This window comes from Nannocystis exedens (assembly GCF_002343915.1).
Lineage (GTDB): Bacteria > Myxococcota_A > Polyangia > Nannocystales > Nannocystaceae > Nannocystis > Nannocystis exedens.
This window is the reverse complement of record NZ_NETK01000001.1, coordinates 11,187,364-11,202,883: the sequence shown is the minus strand read 5'-3', so window position 1 is coordinate 11,202,883 and position 15,520 is coordinate 11,187,364. Positions and strand designations below refer to the sequence as shown.

The 15,520-nt window shown below is 72.3% G+C and carries 21 protein-coding genes; 8 read left to right on the top strand and 13 right to left on the bottom strand.

The features are described 5' to 3' along the window. Positions 1 to 2: 2 nt before the first annotated feature. A complete protein-coding gene (locus tag NAEX_RS43690; protein ID WP_096333403.1) occupies positions 3 to 365 on the bottom strand; it encodes a hypothetical protein in 363 nt (120 codons plus the stop codon). A gap of 76 nt (positions 366 to 441) precedes the next feature. Between NAEX_RS43690 and NAEX_RS43685 the strand changes: the two genes are divergently transcribed. After that, positions 442 to 1,224 (top strand): dienelactone hydrolase family protein, encoded by a 783-nt coding sequence (locus NAEX_RS43685; RefSeq protein ID WP_096333402.1) that lies wholly within the window; start codon positions 442 to 444, stop codon positions 1,222 to 1,224. Between the two features lie 115 nt (positions 1,225 to 1,339). On the opposite strand, the gene NAEX_RS43680 is transcribed toward NAEX_RS43685, so the two are convergent. From NAEX_RS43680 to NAEX_RS43640, 9 genes are all read right to left on the bottom strand, one after another. Next, positions 1,340 to 1,921: a PepSY-associated TM helix domain-containing protein gene (locus NAEX_RS43680; RefSeq protein ID WP_096333401.1), complete on the bottom strand. Its 582-nt coding sequence runs from the start codon at positions 1,919 to 1,921 to the stop codon at positions 1,340 to 1,342. Beyond that, positions 1,914 to 2,636 (bottom strand): molybdopterin-dependent oxidoreductase, encoded by a 723-nt coding sequence (locus NAEX_RS43675; protein WP_096333400.1) that lies wholly within the window; start codon positions 2,634 to 2,636, stop codon positions 1,914 to 1,916. The genes NAEX_RS43680 and NAEX_RS43675 overlap by 8 nt, the downstream gene beginning before the upstream one ends. Positions 2,637 to 2,679: 43 nt before the next feature. Beyond that, complete coding sequence (locus NAEX_RS43670) at positions 2,680 to 3,084, bottom strand: hypothetical protein (protein WP_096333399.1); 405 nt, start codon at positions 3,082 to 3,084, stop codon at positions 2,680 to 2,682. Further along, positions 3,081 to 3,263 carry a hypothetical protein gene (locus NAEX_RS43665; protein ID WP_096333398.1) on the bottom strand — a complete coding sequence of 61 codons (183 nt, stop codon included), beginning with the start codon at positions 3,261 to 3,263 and terminating at the stop codon, positions 3,081 to 3,083. Before NAEX_RS43665 ends, NAEX_RS43670 begins: the two co-directional genes overlap by 4 nt. 98 nt (positions 3,264 to 3,361) lie before the next feature. After that, a complete protein-coding gene (locus NAEX_RS43660) occupies positions 3,362 to 4,093 on the bottom strand; it encodes a response regulator (protein ID WP_096333397.1) in 732 nt (243 codons plus the stop codon). Positions 4,094 to 4,372: 279 nt separating this feature from the next. Then, positions 4,373 to 5,869, bottom strand: coding sequence for an AAA family ATPase (locus NAEX_RS43655; protein ID WP_096333396.1), 1,497 nt, complete (start codon positions 5,867 to 5,869; stop codon positions 4,373 to 4,375). Beyond that, positions 5,866 to 6,609, bottom strand: a complete 744-nt coding sequence (locus NAEX_RS43650) for a hypothetical protein (RefSeq protein ID WP_096333395.1) — start codon at positions 6,607 to 6,609, stop codon at positions 5,866 to 5,868. The genes NAEX_RS43655 and NAEX_RS43650 overlap by 4 nt, the downstream gene beginning before the upstream one ends. Before the next feature lies 1 nt (position 6,610). Next, entirely contained in the window at positions 6,611 to 7,087 is a 477-nt protein-coding gene (smpB, locus tag NAEX_RS43645) for an SsrA-binding protein SmpB (protein ID WP_096333394.1), read from the bottom strand. Between the two features lie 15 nt (positions 7,088 to 7,102). Then, on the bottom strand, positions 7,103 to 7,741 hold the full coding sequence (locus NAEX_RS43640) for a ComF family protein (protein WP_096333393.1): 639 nt from the start codon (positions 7,739 to 7,741) through the stop codon (positions 7,103 to 7,105). Positions 7,742 to 8,062: 321 nt separating this feature from the next. On the opposite strand from NAEX_RS43640, the gene NAEX_RS43635 reads away from it, so the two are divergent. The 7 genes from NAEX_RS43635 to NAEX_RS43605 all read left to right on the top strand — a co-directional run bounded on the left by NAEX_RS43635 (position 8,063) and on the right by NAEX_RS43605 (position 13,415). Further along, complete coding sequence (locus NAEX_RS43635) at positions 8,063 to 8,548, top strand: hypothetical protein (protein WP_143141598.1); 486 nt, start codon at positions 8,063 to 8,065, stop codon at positions 8,546 to 8,548. 278 nt (positions 8,549 to 8,826) lie between these two features. Next, a complete protein-coding gene (locus tag NAEX_RS43630) occupies positions 8,827 to 9,942 on the top strand; it encodes a GRAS family protein (protein WP_096333391.1) in 1,116 nt (371 codons plus the stop codon). After that, on the top strand, positions 9,939 to 10,481 hold the full coding sequence (locus tag NAEX_RS43625; RefSeq protein ID WP_096333390.1) for a hypothetical protein: 543 nt from the start codon (positions 9,939 to 9,941) through the stop codon (positions 10,479 to 10,481). Before NAEX_RS43630 ends, NAEX_RS43625 begins: the two co-directional genes overlap by 4 nt. A 1-nt stretch (position 10,482) precedes the next feature. Beyond that, positions 10,483 to 11,409 (top strand): PP2C family protein-serine/threonine phosphatase, encoded by a 927-nt coding sequence (locus NAEX_RS43620; RefSeq protein WP_096333389.1) that lies wholly within the window; start codon positions 10,483 to 10,485, stop codon positions 11,407 to 11,409. Next, complete coding sequence (locus tag NAEX_RS43615) at positions 11,406 to 11,921, top strand: ATP-binding protein (protein WP_096333388.1); 516 nt, start codon at positions 11,406 to 11,408, stop codon at positions 11,919 to 11,921. The genes NAEX_RS43620 and NAEX_RS43615 overlap by 4 nt, the downstream gene beginning before the upstream one ends. Continuing rightward, a complete protein-coding gene (locus NAEX_RS43610; RefSeq protein ID WP_096333387.1) occupies positions 11,918 to 12,325 on the top strand; it encodes a hypothetical protein in 408 nt (135 codons plus the stop codon). The genes NAEX_RS43615 and NAEX_RS43610 overlap by 4 nt, the downstream gene beginning before the upstream one ends. 1 nt (position 12,326) lies before the next feature. Then, a complete protein-coding gene (locus tag NAEX_RS43605; RefSeq protein WP_096333386.1) occupies positions 12,327 to 13,415 on the top strand; it encodes an adenylate/guanylate cyclase domain-containing protein in 1,089 nt (362 codons plus the stop codon). A 195-nt stretch (positions 13,416 to 13,610) separates the two neighbouring features. Here NAEX_RS43605 and NAEX_RS43600 read toward each other — a convergent pair whose 3' ends face one another. The 3 genes from NAEX_RS43600 to NAEX_RS54160 form a co-directional block, all read right to left on the bottom strand. Further along, positions 13,611 to 14,195: a YdcF family protein gene (locus NAEX_RS43600; RefSeq protein ID WP_170136507.1), complete on the bottom strand. Its 585-nt coding sequence runs from the start codon at positions 14,193 to 14,195 to the stop codon at positions 13,611 to 13,613. An 11-nt stretch (positions 14,196 to 14,206) separates the two neighbouring features. After that, on the bottom strand, positions 14,207 to 15,154 hold the full coding sequence (locus NAEX_RS43595; RefSeq protein WP_143141589.1) for a hypothetical protein: 948 nt from the start codon (positions 15,152 to 15,154) through the stop codon (positions 14,207 to 14,209). Between the two features lie 213 nt (positions 15,155 to 15,367). Next, the gene (locus NAEX_RS54160) at positions 15,368 to 15,493 is read right to left on the bottom strand and encodes a hypothetical protein (protein WP_256254122.1); all 126 of its coding nucleotides are present in this window, start codon (positions 15,491 to 15,493) and stop codon (positions 15,368 to 15,370) included. Between the last annotated feature and the right edge of the window lie 27 nt (positions 15,494 to 15,520).

Below are 15,520 nucleotides of genomic sequence, written 5' to 3'. Positions count from 1 at the left end.
CGTCACTTGTGGTTGAGGCCGAAGTAGGCGGCGAGGAGGCCGAGCAGCGGCGCGACGAACCACAACACGCGACCGGCGCCGGGCTTGCGGGCCACGAGGGCCGGAGCGGCCGCGAGGCAGATCCACGCGAGCAGCTTGGGGTGAACCCAGCCCGGCATGGCCCCGCCGTACTTCACGCCGAGCATGCCGAAGCCGGCCGCGACGATGAGCAACGTTCCGACGCCGTGCGTGGCAGCGACGAGGCCGCGCGCGGGGTTGGTCTCGCGTGTTCCGCCGGCGATGCCATGGAACGCGAGGCCGCCGAGGCCCATAAAGAGGAGGACGATGCCGAAGATGTGGAGGACCAGGAAGAGCTCGTAGGACACGGCGGCGCCGAGCCTCGCACGCCTCTGCGCGATTTGACAAGCTCGCGCCGGCCCGAAGGCTGATACACTCGCGCCGATGTCGATCCAGGGCTACAGCGCATCGGAGTTCACCCACGAGGGCGTCACCAAGACGGTCTATCGGCGCGGGCGTGGCCCGGGCGTCGTCATCATCACCGAGGTCCCCGGCATCCACGAGGCGGTGGTCGCGTTCGCCAACCTGGTCGCCGACGCGGGCTTCACCGTGGTCCTGCCCGACCTGTTCGGCGAGCCGATGAAGCCGGTGTCCGGCGGCTACCTCGCCAGTACGATGCTCAAGCTGTGCGTGAGCAAGGAGTTCAAGCTGCTCGCCGGCAACGAGTCGAGCCCGATCACCAACTGGCTCCGCGGCCTGGCCCGCGCGCTGCACAAGGAGCTCGGCGGCAAGGGCGTCGGCGCGATCGGCATGTGCCTGACCGGCAACTTCGCGCTGTCGATGGCGGTCGAGCCGTCGCTGATGGCGCCGGTGATGTCGCAGCCGGCGCTGCCGCTGCCGGTCGGCAAGGCCCGCCGCGGCCAGCTGGCGATCGCGCCGGATGAGCTCGCCACGGTCAAGCGCCGCGTCAAGGACGAGGGCCTCAAGGTGCTCGGCCTGTGCTTCACCCACGACGGCAAGGTCCCGCGCGAGCGGTTCGAGACGCTCAAGCGTGAGCTCAAGGAGGGCTTCGAGGCGATCGAGATCGACTCCGGGCCCGGCAACGCCCACGGGATCAAGCCTTCGGCCCACAGCGTGCTGACGGTCGACCTCGTGCGCGAGACCGGTCACCCGACCGAGCAGGCGCTGCAGCGCACGCTGTCGTTCCTGCGCGAGCGGCTGCAGTAGGCGGGGGCAGCGCCCGTCGGCGCTGCGCTCGCGGCCGTGGTCGCGGGAAGAACTTCAGGGCATGCCCGTTCGGGCATGCCCTTTGGCGCATGTCCGAACGGGCATGTTTTCGAGGTCATGGCCCGCCGGACAGGGTCACGTACAGCACGGGGACGGCGATCCCGAGCAGGACGAGCACGCCGCCGCGGCCGACCAGGCCCTTGCGGCCGGGCAGCATGAACAGGCCCGAGGCGGCGAGGAACAGCAGGAACACGGCGTAGCCGTCGGCGATGTAGGTCCAGGCCTTCTTGCCGCGGTTCAGGTGGAGCCAGTTGGCGACCCGCAGCACCAGGCGCGGGCGCTGGCCGTCTTCGAGGACGGCGCCGCTGTCGAGGTCGACGTGGAGGGTGCTGCCCTCGAGGAGGATCGACAGCTCGCGGGCGTCGCTGCGGTAGACCTCGGTCGGCGGGCTCGTGATCGCCAGCTCGGCGAGCACCCTGTCGGCGGCGGCGCGGTCGTCCTCGGGCAGCGGCACGGCGACCTGGTGGCGCGCCTCGTAGTTGTGGAAGTTCGGGTCCCAGTCGGCGATGTGGTTGACCGCGAGGCCCGACAGCGCGTAGACGAAGGTGAGGCCGACAACGACGTAGCCGATGTCGCGGTGGAGGGCGCGCAGCCAGGGGCGCCAGCGAGCCGGGCGCCGGCGCTCGGGCTCAGGCATAGCGCTCTTCCTTCCACGGGTCGGCGTGGTTGTGATACCCGCGGGTCTCCCAGTAGCCGGGCTCGTCTCGGGCGACGAACTTGATGCCGGTCAGCCACTTGGTGCTCTTCCAGAAGTAGAGGCCGGGCACGACGGCGCGGACCGGGCTGCCGTGCGGGCGCGCGAGCGGCTTGCCGGCGTGGCGGTGGGCGACCAGGACGTCCGGCGCGAGCGCCTCGGCCAGCAGGACGTTGGCGGTGTAGCCGTGGGCGCCCTCGAACACGACGTGGCGCGCGGTCTTCTTGAGACCTGCCTTTTCGGCCAGGTGGCTGACGCGCACGCCCTTCCACGCCGCGCCGAGCAGCGACCAGCCGGTGACGCAGTGGACGTCGAGCTCGAGCTCGGTCTGCGGCTCGGCGAGCAGGCCGTTCCAGTCGAGCTCGAACGGCTTCTCGACCTCGCCGTAGACCTTGATCTTGACGTCGGCGGGGCTCGGCGAGCCGGGCACGCCGCCCATCGGCCGCAAGGCCTCGAGCACGCGCTGGCCGGGCGGGAGGCGCGGGCGGCCGTCGGCGAGGCTCATCGCCTTGGCCTCGCGCGTGAGGCGGTCGCTCAGCACCCACAGCATGCCGCCGCCCATCGCGGCGACGACGGTGCCGCTGGCGGCGCGGGCGAGGAAGTCGCGGCGGCTCATGGCGGCGGAGACGGCGGGGGGCAGCGGGCGAGAGGCGGACATCGTTCGACCTTCCGGCTCGGACTACGCGGGGCCCCGGCGAGTGTTACGCCGGCGGGCGGACCCGCAGCCGCAGGGTACCGTCGGCCGCCTGGGTGGTGTCGACGGCCAGGCCGGCGGCGCTCGCCGCGGCGCGCACGCGGGCAGCCGCCAGCGCCTGCGTGAGCGGGGCCACCAGACGCTCGGCCAGCACGGCGCGATCGTGCTCGCCGCACACGAGGACGAAAGTGGTGCCGGCCGCGCGCAGGCCGAAGTCGCCCACGGCCGTCAAGGTGCCCGCGGGCAGGCGCAGGTCGACCGGCTCTCCGGCGCACTCGAAGTTGCCCTCGAGCATGAGACCGCCGGGGATCTCCGCGACCTCGGCGCGGAGCCCCAGCTCGGCCAGCGCGGCCTCCAGGTCGGCCCGCGCGAGCTCACGGGCGCCGAGGTCGAGGCGGACGTAGCGGCTCATGGTTTGCTGTCCTTCGGGGCATGGCACAAAGGACATGCCTCTTCCGCGCGGAGCACGAGCCAGCCGCAGCGGGCGCAGGCGGTCGCGGGGGTCGGCTCCGGCAGGTCGACGGCGCCCGCGGGCTCGTCCAGCGCGGGCAGCTCGAGCTGCTGCTGGGCGAGGTTGCGCGCGCGGGACACGGCCAGAGGCTGACCCGAGCGGGCCGGCCTGGCAAATTCTCGCCGGATGAGCGCGCCGGGGGCCGTGCAGGAGCGCGCTCAGGGCGTGCAGGAGGGGCTCAGGGGCGGCCGGCGGCGGGCTGGCCGGCGAGGCCCTCGGTCGCCCACAGGACGGCGAGGCGGCGCAGCTGGTGCGCGCTGTGGGCCCCGAGCTTGAGCTTGAGGTTGGACTGGTGGGTCTCGACGGTCTTGATCGAGATCTTGAGCGACTCGGCGATGTTGCGGGTGTCGTGGCCGCGGCCGAGCAGCTCGAACACCTCGAGCTCGCGGTCGCTGAGGTTCTCGATGCCGGTGCCGGCCCGCGGGCGCGAGACCATCGCGTTGAGCATCGTTTCGGCGAGCTGCTCGCTCACCGCCAGCTCGCCCTTCAGCGACTTGCGGATGGCGCCGACGATCCGCTCGGCCGGCACGTGCTTCATCAGGTAGCCGTGCGCGCCGGCCCGCAGCACCCGCTCGCCGAACAGCTGCTCGTCGTGCATCGACAGCACCAGCAGCTTGAGCTCGGGCCAGGCGGCGCGGATCTGTTTGATCAGATCGATGCCGCTGCCGGTCTTGAGCGAGAGGTCGACGACCGCGAGGTCGACGGGCTTCTCGCGCAGGATCGCCAGGGCGGCCTCGGCGTCCTCGGCCTCACCGACGACCTCCAGGTCGGTCTCGGCTCCGAGGAGCTGCGACAGGCCGAGGCGGAAGATCGGGTGGTCGTCGACGAGGAGGACCCGCGCCGGCGACGAGGGCTGGTCCGCGGGTCCTGTTCCTTGAGACAGGGGAGTGATCGGCGGCTGCACGGTCATAATGAGCGCTCGTACAGTATCCCATAGCCGTGATCACAGTGTCACGCACCTGGAGTTCGCGGGATGGGTGGGACCTCAGCGCGCAAATTCCCACAAGCCTCGCAGCAGGTTTGCCGGTGCGAGTCACGTCCGCTAGCGACATCGTGCTCGCTTGAATTGTGTTCAACAGCACACTCTGCGAACCACCGTTCGCCGGCTCTGCTCGGGCGATTGACGCGGTTGTGCAGGCATTGCGCGCCCGCGGGCCACGCACTGTATTGAAACTTAAAGACAGGTTGCTCAGGCCCTGCGGGCCGCAGCGCTCGCCCACGCCCGAAGAGCCGCGATTTCTCCGGCGCGGCTGCGACTCAGCGGGACCGTCGCGGTGAGCGCGCGAGCGAGGTCTACGCGCGCGAGCGGTCGCGACTCGGCGAACGCGTCGAGGCGAGCCTCCACGATCGCGCCCTCGATCTCGGCGCCCGAGAGCCCGTCGGCCGCGCGCACGAGAGCGACGAGGTCGGGCAACGGATCAGCGAGGACCGGGGCGGCGCCCATGTGCGAGCGGGGCGCATGCTCGAGATGGATCTCCGCGATCGCAGCGCGTTCGTCGGCGTCGGGCAGGTCGACGAAGAAGATCTCGTCGAGACGACCGCGGCGCGTCAGCTCGGGCGGAAGGCGCGAGACCTGATTGGCCGTGGCGACCACGAACACCGGTCGGCGGCGCTCCTGCAGCCACGTGAGCAGCCCGCCCAGCACCCGCGCCGCCGTGCCCGCGTCGCTCGCCGGGCCCTCGCTGCCGGCCAGGCCCTTGTCGAGCTCGTCGATCCACAGCGCGACCGGAGCGATGCGCTCGACCGTCTCCGTGACGCGGCGCAGGTTGGCCTCGCTCTCGCCGAGCGTGCCGCCGTAGAGCCGGCCCGGCTCGAGCCGCAGGAGCCCGAGCCCGAGCGCGTGGGCGCAGACGCGGGCGGCCAGGCTCTTGCCGCAGCCCTGCACGCCGACGAGCAGGACGCCGCGCGGGTCGGGGATCGCGGCGGCGCGGGCCTCGGGGCGGAGGGCGAGGGCGCGGCGAGCCAGCCACTGCTTGAGCTGCGCGAGCCCGCCGAGCATGTCCGAAGGGACAGGTTCGACGCGCTCGAGCAGGCCGCCGCGGCGCAGCAGCTCGGCCTTGCCGGCGCCGAGCTCGGCCAGCGCGACGGCGTCGTCGCTGGCGTGAGCGGCCCGGCGCAGCAGCCGGCGCGCCTGGTGCTCGGACAGGCCGAGGGCGGCGCGGGTCAGCTGCGGCGCGCGGCGGTCGAGCGCGGCCGCAGGGCCGGGTCGGCCGGCGATCCGGAGCTCGTCGACGAGGTCGGCCGCGAGGCCGGCGAGCTCGTCGGCGTCAGGCAGCTCGAGATCCACCAGCTCGAGCTCGGGGGTGGCGACGAGCGCGGGGGCGAGGTCGCCGACGACGACGACCGCCGGACCGACGCTGCGCTGCGCGAGCTCGCGGAGGGCCCGCAGGGCGACGGGCTCGAGCGGCGGCGGATCGAGCAGCACCCACAGGCCGGGATCGGGGTCGCGCAGGAGGCCGCGCAGGAGGTCGACCAGCGGCTCGGGGGCGCCGAGGCCGTCGCGCCCGCCGGCCGCGCTCCAGGTGTGGACCGGCCAGTCGAGCCGCTCGCCGACGTCCTCGCACAGACGCACCGCCCGCGCCTCGTCGACCGCGCGCAGGCCCACGCCGCGCGACCCGGCCTGCAGCGCGTCGCGCAGGCGCGCGCCCGCGCGGGCGAACGGGGTGTCCTTGAGGTCATGTTTCATGGCGCATGTCCTTCGGACCAAGTCAACCACGCGGCCAGCAGGTGGCCCTGGGCGGCGACCGAGACCGGGCCGTCGTCGGCGAAGCAGAAGCCGTTCAGCCACAGGCGGGTGCCGCGGAGGCGGGCGAGGCGGCCGTGGAGCAGCGCGAGGTCGGCGGCGCAGGCGCGGGCGAGCCCGGCGCGGGCCCGCGCCGGGAGCGTATCTGGCCAAAAGGACAGGCGGTAGGCGGGCTTGCCGTCGACGCGGAGGACGTCGAGGCGCAGGGCGCCGCTCGGATCGGCGGCGACGAGCTGGGCGCGCCGCAACAGGTCGGGGAACGGCCGCGCCCGCGAGCCGCGGAAGTCGAGGGCGAAGAACACCGGGGCGGCGGCGGACCCGGGCAGGGCGCGGGTCAGGCCGCGGGCCAGGGCGCGCGCCACCGCCTCGAGCGCGCCGGGGACCTGCGGCAGGGTGAGCAGGCCGGCCACCGCGGCCGGACCGCCCGCGGCCGCGAGGGCGCCGACGACGGCGCGCAGGCGGCCCGGGGCGCGCGGCGCCAGGGCCACCAGGCGCGCGACGGCGGGCTCGTCGAGCTCGCCGCGGGCCAGCAGGGCGTCGAGCTCGCGCAGGACCTCGTCGGCGTCGCCGGTCGGGGGCGGGGCGGGGACCACCCAGAGGTGCGGGCCGGGCTGGTCGCGGGCGCGGTCGAGGGCCGCGAGGGTGTCCGATGGGACAGGTCCGTCCGAGCGCCGACCGCTCACGTCACCGCTCCCGCATGGCCCTGTCGATCTCGCGCTTTTGCTCGCGCTCCTTGATCGAGGCCCGCTTGTCGTAGGTCTTCTTGCCGCGGCACAGCGCCAGCTCGAGCTTGATCCGGCCGCTGCGGGCCACCAGCGCCAGCGGGATCAGCGTGAGGCCGGCCTGGTCGACCGCCTCGGCCAGGTGGTCGAGCTCCTTGCGGTGCAGCAGCAGCTTGCGCGGGCGCAGCGGCAGGTGGTTGCGGTCGTGGGCCTGCGTGTACTCGCCGATGTGCGACTGATAGAGGAAGAGCTGGTCGCCCTGGAACTGGCAGTACGACTCGCCCAGGCTGGCGCGGCCGTCGCGGATCGACTTGACCTCGCTGCCCATGAGCGCGAGGCCGGCCTCGTAGCGCTCGAGGACCTCGTACTCGAAGGTGGCGCGGCGGTTCTGGACGAAGATGTGGCCGTCCTTCGTCGCGGTCTTGTCGGTCTTCTTCACGGCGGGGGTGGAAAGCTACAAAGCGGACCGCAGGAGGGCAAGCCCGGCGGCGCGGGCAGCCCCTGCCGCCCGCACCGCGCGGAGGCAGGCGGCCTGGGTGGCGCCGGTGGTGGTCACGTCGTCGACCACGAGCACGCGCCGGCCGGCGAGCGAGCGCCCGGGCCGGACGACGATCGCGCCCGCGAGGTTGTCGCGGCGCGCCGGACCGTCGAGCTCGCTCTGCGGCGGGGTGGCGCGCACGCGCTGCAGCAGGCGCGGGTCGACGCGGGCCCCGGTCGGGTGCTCGCGCGCGGCCCAGCGAGCCAGCAAGGCGGCCTGATTGTAGCCGCGGGCGAGGGCGCGGCGCCAGTGCAGGGGGACCGGCGCGACGAGATCCCAGCCCTCGCGCCACACCGGCGCGTGGGCGAGGAGCCGGCCCAGCGGCCCGGCGAGCTCCAGCTCGCCGCCGAACTTGAGCCGGCGGACGGCCGCCGCGAGCGGACCGTCATAAAGGAAGCAGGCCTCGACGTCGCCGACGCGCCGCGCGGCCGGGTCGAGCGGCGCGAGCTCGGGGGCGCAGCGACTGCACAGGGGCGGCACGCCCCCGGGCGGCGGGGTCCGGAGCAGGTGACGACAGGCGAGGCACACCGGCGGCGCGAGGAAGTCGAGGAGCACACGGAGAGGTCGTGCGAACCGCCGTCGTTGTTGCACGCGCAAGAGATCGCGCTGGAGATCGCGTCGAATTCGCCGCGCGAGGGGCGTGTGAAGATCATTTCGCCGTCCGATGCAAGCGGGCCGTCGCGCGGCCGATCACCGCGCCGTCCGAGAAATTCGCCGGATCTGCGGCGATGCTCGCGATCCTCGGCGGAGGAAGACGCACACATCGCCGCTGGGCGTGATCTGGCGTGCAAATCGCGGCTGTGGGCGGCACGCTAATTCCCAGGAGGCCGCGTCATGCTCGCACACGATCTCGGATCTCTCAGCGTCGGAACGGTCTTGACGACTTCCACGTTCACGGTGAAGCCGGCCGATCTGACCGCGCATGTGGAGTCCAGCTTCTTGGGACAGGTGGTGGGTTGCGGAGAGGAGATGCTGTCGACCGGGAGCGTGTCCGGCGGCGGCGCGCCGGAGCCGTGGGGCCGAGTTTGTCCGCTCCCGGTCGCGCTCGGCCGGGCGCTGTCGGCCCTGGCCCACAGCGAGCCGTTCCGCGACGTCGCGCTGACGCTGCGCAGCATCAGCCGCGTGCGGCGCTTCGGAGAGATGCTGGTGGGGGAGCCGCTGACTGCGATCGCGACGGTGCGCTTCCGCAGCGGCAGAGTACCGAATGCGACGCACGTGACGCTGGCCGTCGAAGTTCACCGCGAGAGCCAGCGCGGCCGCGTCGGCGCGACCGCCCTGAGCTTCGAGGTCGGGCTCGAGCTGCGATCGCTGGCAGGCGCATCTACAGAGACGCGGATCGCTGGCGGCGCCGCCGCCGCGTGAGGCGTGCGGCCGGGCCTCCGAACGCCTCGGCCCGGCTTGCTGCGCCGGGTCATGGTTTTCGGACCATGTCTCAAGATGCAGTCCGTCGCGTGCGTCGCCGTCCTCCGACGCACGCGACCTGCGCAGTGGCCCGCGGTCCGGTCGCGCCGCTGGGTGGTCTTTGAGACAGAGGCCGACGGGGGCCTGTCCGGCTTCGCGGCGCGTTTCCGCGCGAGGGCTGAGATAATCTTCTCGGCCACGATCGGGTGCGCATCAGCTTGCCAAGGCGGATCCCCTGTGTGACCTTCAGTCTGCGGCGCATGCTCTACGAGGACCGCTACAAGCTGATTTTGGCCGCGTGCCAGGACATTCGCCGGCATCGCGAGCAGGTCGCCAAGACGGTGATAGCGAGCCAGCTCCTCGACGCCCTCGACGTCGATGTCCCGAGCGACGCGCTGTTGTCCCACATCGTCGCCGAGTCGCTGCTCCGGCGGATCGATCGCAACCTGCTCTCGGGTCGAAACTTGTACCTGCAAGCCGAGAAGCGGCCGCAGATCGATCTGTTCACGCTGCTCCAGCGCGCGATCCCGGCCGTGCCGCAGGGCTACGCGCTCGCCAACCAGTACCTGGTCCACGCGATGCGGCAGTCGAGCACGCCGGCGCTGCTCGAGATCGGGATCGGCAAGGGGCTGCAAGTGGTCGCGCTGCTGCGGGCGCTCGCGCGCGACCCCGGCAAGATCGAGCGCGTCCGCATCATCGCGCTCGAACCGAACCGCACCGCGTTGAACGAGGGCGTGGCCGCGATCGACGAGGTTCGCGCCGAGCTGCCGTTCGACATCGAGATCTATCCGCTGGTCAAGCTGATCGAGGTCTGCGAGGATGCCGACTACGCGCACTTCGAGGCGCTCGCCGAGGGGAGCTTGTCGATCAACGCGGCCTACACGCTGCACCACACCACGGGCCCCGACAGCGACGCTCGCACCCGGCTGTTGCGGCGGCTGCGGGCCCTGAAGCCGCGGGTGTTCACGCTGGTCGAGCCGAGCTCGGACCACGACACCGAGCACCTGACCCGGCGCATGCACCACTGCTGGCAGCACTTCGCGACGGTGTTCGACCTGGTCGACCGCAGCGACGCGTCCCCCGACGAGAAGTTCGCCATCAAGGAGGGCTTCTTCGGCCGCGAGGTCCGCGACATCCTCGGCACCAGCGACGCCTTCCGCACCGAGCGCCACGAGACGCTCGAGTCGTGGCTGCTGCGCCTCAAGAAGGCGGGCTTCGTGCCGTACCCGGCGATCGACGTCGACGTCGACCTCCCGGAGTACTGTCGCTCGAACGTCAGCTCGGGCCTCGTGCGGCTGTCGTACCGCGGGGTGCCGATCATCGCGGTGTTCGCGTTCGCGGGGGAGGCGGGATGAGCGACCAGTCCGAGCCGCGAGAGCCGGTGGTCCACGGGACGCTGATGGCCGGCTTCGCCCAGGCGTGCGTCAACCTCAATATCGTCGCCGGTCGGCGGGCCACCGCGCTCCTGGCCGACATCGACATGGGGCGGTGGTTCCCGCTGGCCAAGTGGATGGAGATCGAGCAGATGGTCGGCGAGTCGTACGCCAACGTCGAGCCGATCCGCCTCAAGCTCGGCATCGAGATGATGACGCTGTGGTACCACCACGGCCCCGGCAAGGCGCTCATCCATCGCGGCGCGGATTTCCTGCACTTCCAGACCGGCAGCCACGGCATCGCCAGCGTCATCCGCGGCCCGCGCGAGGTGGTCGGCTCGTTCGACCTCGAGGAGTTCGACTCGGCCCGCGGTCACGCGGTGATCCGCTCGTCCACGCCGTTCGACAAGACGATCGAGCGCGGCGTGCTGATCGGCGGGGTGATGGCCCCCGGCGACCTCTACTACGTCGACGTGACGAACGACGGCGACCTCAACCGCCTCGTGGTGGAGTTCCATTGAGATGACGCTCGACGAGATCCTCCAGGGACGAGACCCCGACCGCCTGTCCGAGCTGTCGCGCGAGGACCTGCACCGGCTGTTCTGGATGTACAAGGGCCTGGTCAAGCGGGTCGAGCGCGACACCGCGTACTGGCAGGCGACCAACGACAACCTGCGCACCGCGTACGAGCGGCTCGACGAGCAGGAGCGCGAGCTGGCCCGCGCCTACCAGACCATCCGCCAGGACCTCGAGATCGCCCAGCAGGTCCAGCACGCGCTGCTGCCCAAGGACCACCCGGAGATGCTCGCGCGCTTCGAGTTCTCGGTCTATCACAAGCAGATGACCGAGGTCGGCGGCGACTACTACGACTTCTACCGCCTGCGCGACGGCAGCCACGCGATCGGCGTGTTCGACATCTCCGGCCACGGGGTGTCGGCGGCGCTGATCATGGCCTACCTCAAGGCCCAGCTGGTGCAGACGATGGAGCAGGTGTCGCGCCCGCGCGACATCGTCGAGTACCTCAACAACGCGACCGTCGGGTTCCTCCGCGAGGTCCGCCGCTACGCCACCGTCAACTTCGTCGCCTTCGGCGAGCGCACGTTCCGCTACGTGTGCGGCGGCGGCTACGGGGTGCTGGTCCGCGGCGGCGAGGTCCACACGTTCAACAAGGGCGACCCCTTCATCGGCCTGCGCCGCCGCGCCTACAGCGAGTACGAGCTGCCCTTCGAGACAGGCGACGTGCTGGCGCTGTACACCGACGGCATGGTCGAGGCCCAGGACAGCGCCGGCGCCGACTACAGCACGCGCCGCCTGCACGAGCTCGTGCGCGCCAACGCCGAGCTGCCGGCCAACCAGATCCTCCAGCGGTGCCTCGACGACTACGGGCAGTTCCGTCGCGTCGACGCCGACGACATCACCCTCATCGTGCTTCGGAGGCGGGCAGCGTGAGTGAGCACGAGTTCGACGACGACCCGATCACGACCAGCGTCGGCTTGACGCTGACGGTCGCGCCCATGGGCGACGCCCGCGGCAACCTGGCGACGACCGTCGGCGAGTCGCTGCTGGCGATGCTGACGGTGTTCTACCCGCAGGCGCTGTGCAAGAAGGCCAACGTGGTCATCACCGAGCTGGTCCAGAACGTGATCGACAACGTCAGCGATCCGGGCAGCCAGATGCGCGTCGACCTGCGCATCGACGGCGACGCGCTGCAGGTCCAGGTCACCAACAAGGCGACCCCCGAGCAGTACCAGGACGTCAAGGACCGCGTCGACCGGCTGACGGCCGCGACCGACCCGAAGCGCCTGTTCGCCGACACGCTCCGCGCCCGTCGCATGCAGCGACTGCGCGGCGGGCTCGGCCTCATCCGCCTGGTGTCCGAGAACCGCTTCCGCTTGTCCGCGACCTATTCGGGCGAGAACCTGACCATGCAGGCGGTGTTTCCTTTGCGAGGTGCGCAATGAACGTCCTCACGTACGGCGAGATCATGGACGGCGGCGTCAGTGTGTTCCACTGCGTCGCGCGCGAGGACGAGGGGAACTTCTCCCTCACGTTCTCGGGCGTGGTCCGGATCGACAACCCTTATCGCTATCTGTCGGCCCTGCTGCAGGACCTGCGCGAGATCCTGCCGAAGCGCGAGATCCAGCGCAGCGTGCTCGACTTCACCGAGCTCGAGTTCTGCAACTCGAACGGCTTCTACGTGATCATGGACATCGTCGAGCTGGTCTATCTGCTGCTGCCCGGGCCGGTGCTGGTCCGTCGCCTGCAAGAGGACGACTGGCAGCAGGAGACGCTGCCGATCCTGCTCAACCTCGACGAAGAATCGATCGCCGCCCGGACGACCTTCGAGGACGTGCGAGAGTTCTGACATGGTGGCGATCCTCGAGCTGGTGGAGCCCATCGCGTTGCGCGTCGATGCCGACGGCCGTGTGACCCCGGCGTCGCCCGCGGCGGCCCGCTGGCTGGCGGCCCGCCCCGGCGCGCCCAGCCTCGGCGCGCTGTTCGGCGCCGCGTCGCCGGCGTTCCTGCGCAGCCTGGCCGAGAGCAGCGGCAAGGCGGTGCCCGAGAACCCCTGGCCGGAAGGACCTGTCGCCTGGGACCTGTCCTTGGAGCCATCCGATGCGGTGCTGGCGGTCGGCGTGGCGATCCGCCCGCCGCGGGCGCTGGCGTCGCAGCTGGCGCACGCGACCCTGCTCGACAAGAGCCTGGCGCTGGCGGTGCTGCCGCGCGAGTCGGCGGCGCCGCTCGGCGAGCGGCTCCAGCCCAAGGCCTACCGCGAGTCGACGGTGATGTTCATCGACGCGGTCCAGTTCTCGCGCCTGGCCGCCCGCGTCGACCCGGTCACCTGCCTCAAGCAGCTCGACTTCTTCTTCTCGGCCTTCGACCAGATCACCTCGGCGTTCGGGGTCGAGAAGCTGCGCACCGCCGGCGACACCTACGTGGCGGTCTCGGGCATCCCGCACCGCCGCCTGTCGCACGCGGTCGACGCGACGTTCGCCGCGCTCCGCTGCGCTCAGGTGGTGGCGTCGGGGCTGACGCCGAGCGTCGACGAGTGGGACTGGAGCTTCCGCATCGGCCTCCACTCCGGGCCCTGCATCTCCGGCGTGCTCGGCTCCAAGAAGCCGGTCTACGACCTGTGGGGCGACACGGTCAGCGTCGCCAGCCACGTCGAGCGCGTCGGCCAGCCCGACTCGGTGTGCGTGTCGGGCGCGGTCCGTCAGCTCATCGAGCCGTTCTTCTCGCTCGAGTTCATGCAGACGACGGTGACCCGCAGCGTCGGCGAGATCGAGGTCTACGCGGTCCGCGGGCTGCTCCCCGAGCTGCAGGCCGACGGGCAGGCGGTCGTGGCCAACGCCGAGTTCACCGCCCGCTACGAGGCGCGCTTCGCGTCGCCGTGCCCGGCCGCCGCGCAAGAGGCGCTCGGGGTCGAGCTCGGGCAGGGCCTCGACGAGTTCTGAGCGGGCGAGGCGCTCCGACCGAGGATGCCTGTTCGAGCATGTTCGGACGGGCATGATTTTTCGGGCATGCCGTAAGGAGCATGTCGTATGGGGCAGCCGGCCAGCCGTGCGAGCTCCTGCGCCCGCCCGTCGCCGCGCCGCGGTGACGCCGTCGCTCTCGCGGGAGAGGATGCCGGCCGGCGCGGGCCGCTCCGATCAGTCGAGGCGGTAGTCCTTGAACAGGTAGGCGTAGAAGCCGACGACCTCGCGCAGCAGCGACCACGGCTCGCGCAGCTCGAGCTCGAGATCCGCGTGGGCGCCGGTGGCGTCGACGCCGAAGCGGCGCAGCGCCAGCTTGGTGCGGGTGAGGTGGTAGTACTGGCTGACGGCGATCGCGGAGCGCTCGCCGCGGGCGCGCAGGTCGGCGGCGACGAAGCGGGCGGTGGCGTGGGTGTTGACGCCGCCGCGGTCGACGGCGATCCGCTCGGCCGGGACGCCGCGGGCGACCAGGTAGTCGCGCATGACGTCGGCCTCGTACGGGCTGCCGGGATCCTGGCCGCCGCTGACGATGAGCCGCGGGACGAGGCCGGCGGCGTAGAGGGCGGCGGCGCGATCGAGGCGCAGCCGCAGGCGACGCGCGGGCTCGCCGGCGGGGCTGACGTGGTTGCCGAGCACGACGGCGACGTCGGCGGGGCGACCCTCGTCGGTGCAGCCGTCGACGCAGAGGACCAGGAGGTGGACCAGGCCCCAGGCGCACAGCAGGGCGAGGAGGCGGAGGATGTACGTTCGCACCTGGCGCATGGGACCTGTCCTCATGGACCTGTGACTTCGGCCTCCGGCGGGCGCACGGGCAGGCAGCTGAGCTGGGCGGAGTCGGGGTCGTAGCGGAAGGTGTCGTGGAGGGCCAGGAGGCGGCGCGCGTAGCTGTGGAGGCGCTCGGGTCGCATCGCTCGCCAGGCGACGCCGGCGGCCCCGGTGGTGTCGAACACGTGCACACGGCCGAGGCGATCGCGGGCGGGGTCGACGATCATCATGTGATGGTACATGCGCTCGCCGCCGCGGGCGCGGGCGCGGTGCGAGACGCTGCAGAGGTGGAGGACGTCCGGGACCAGGGCCGCGATCAGGGCCTCGGGGCCGAGCTCGGCGAGGCGGAGGTCGAGCACCTCGAGGCCGCGCGGGAGGACGCCCTCGGGCAAGCGGGCCGCGATCTGCAGGAGGGCGGCGCGACCGGCCTGGGCGCCGTCCCGACACGACTCGAAGCCGCCCGGCGGCTCGCAGGGCACGAGGTCGGCGAGCTCGAGCCGCGGCAACCACAGCAGGCGGACGCCCTCGAGGAAGCCGCCGAGGCAGCCGAGGTCGTATGTCCCGGAGGACAGGCGCACGGGCCGGCCGGCGTCGGTGCGGCAGAAGCCGGCGGGCTCGGCGAGGCGGATGTGCCCGAGGCGCTCCCAGGCGTCGACCTCGGCCCAGCGATCGGGCTCGAAGGCGAGCTCGAGGCCGCGGAAGATCGCGGCGGGGTCGCGGGCGCGCAGGCCCGAGGCGAGCGCCGGCGGGACGCGGGGGTAGTGCGCGAGCGAGGGCCAGCGCTCCAGGAGGTCGGCGTCGCGGGCGTCGACCGGCTCGAGGTGCACGGCCGGGCGCGGCGGGGCGGGCGAGGGCGGTGGGTCAGGCGGTTCGGGCTCGGGAAAAGCGGCAGGCGCCGGCTCGCCGCACGCGAGCGCGGCCGCCAGGCCAGCCGTGAGCACCCGTGGGCCGCGCACGCCGTGCATCTAACCGCAGCCGGACGGATTCGTCGAGGCGCGCGGTCGTACCCCGGGACGCGACGACCGCCGCCGTCCCGCAGGAGCCTGGCGGGGTTGCCGGCCCGGCGATGCTCGCGTCGCTGGTGTCCGGCGACGAGCCCGTGCGGGCCGAGGAGGCAGGGCGCGGGCACGCGTCGAGTCGTGCCTGCCGTGGTGCGGCGCCCGGGCGTTTCAGCGGCGCTGGCTGCGGGCCACGCTTTGCCGCTGCTCCAGGGCCGAAGGGCCGAGCCACGGCGCGGGCAGGTGCGACTCGAGCAGGTGCGCCACGGCCGTGTTCGCCGCTGGCCCGAAGGACATGCCCGTCAGGTCATGCCTCGATCGACA

Coding starts and splice junctions, on each gene's coding strand:
- NAEX_RS43685 (WP_096333402.1), top strand. CDS start 442: ATGTCGATCCAGGGCTACAGCGCATCGGAGTTCACCCACGAGGGCGTC.
- NAEX_RS43680 (WP_096333401.1), bottom strand. CDS start 1,921: ATGCCTGAGCCCGAGCGCCGGCGCCCGGCTCGCTGGCGCCCCTGGCTG.
- NAEX_RS43675 (WP_096333400.1), bottom strand. CDS start 2,636: ATGTCCGCCTCTCGCCCGCTGCCCCCCGCCGTCTCCGCCGCCATGAGC.
- NAEX_RS43670 (WP_096333399.1), bottom strand. CDS start 3,084: ATGAGCCGCTACGTCCGCCTCGACCTCGGCGCCCGTGAGCTCGCGCGG.
- NAEX_RS43660 (WP_096333397.1), bottom strand. CDS start 4,093: ATGACCGTGCAGCCGCCGATCACTCCCCTGTCTCAAGGAACAGGACCC.
- NAEX_RS43655 (WP_096333396.1), bottom strand. CDS start 5,869: ATGAAACATGACCTCAAGGACACCCCGTTCGCCCGCGCGGGCGCGCGC.
- NAEX_RS43625 (WP_096333390.1), top strand. CDS start 9,939: ATGAGCGACCAGTCCGAGCCGCGAGAGCCGGTGGTCCACGGGACGCTG.
- NAEX_RS43620 (WP_096333389.1), top strand. CDS start 10,483: ATGACGCTCGACGAGATCCTCCAGGGACGAGACCCCGACCGCCTGTCC.
- NAEX_RS43610 (WP_096333387.1), top strand. CDS start 11,918: ATGAACGTCCTCACGTACGGCGAGATCATGGACGGCGGCGTCAGTGTG.
- NAEX_RS43605 (WP_096333386.1), top strand. CDS start 12,327: ATGGTGGCGATCCTCGAGCTGGTGGAGCCCATCGCGTTGCGCGTCGAT.
- NAEX_RS43600 (WP_170136507.1), bottom strand. CDS start 14,195: ATGCGCCAGGTGCGAACGTACATCCTCCGCCTCCTCGCCCTGCTGTGC.
- NAEX_RS54160 (WP_256254122.1), bottom strand. CDS start 15,493: ATGTCCTTCGGGCCAGCGGCGAACACGGCCGTGGCGCACCTGCTCGAG.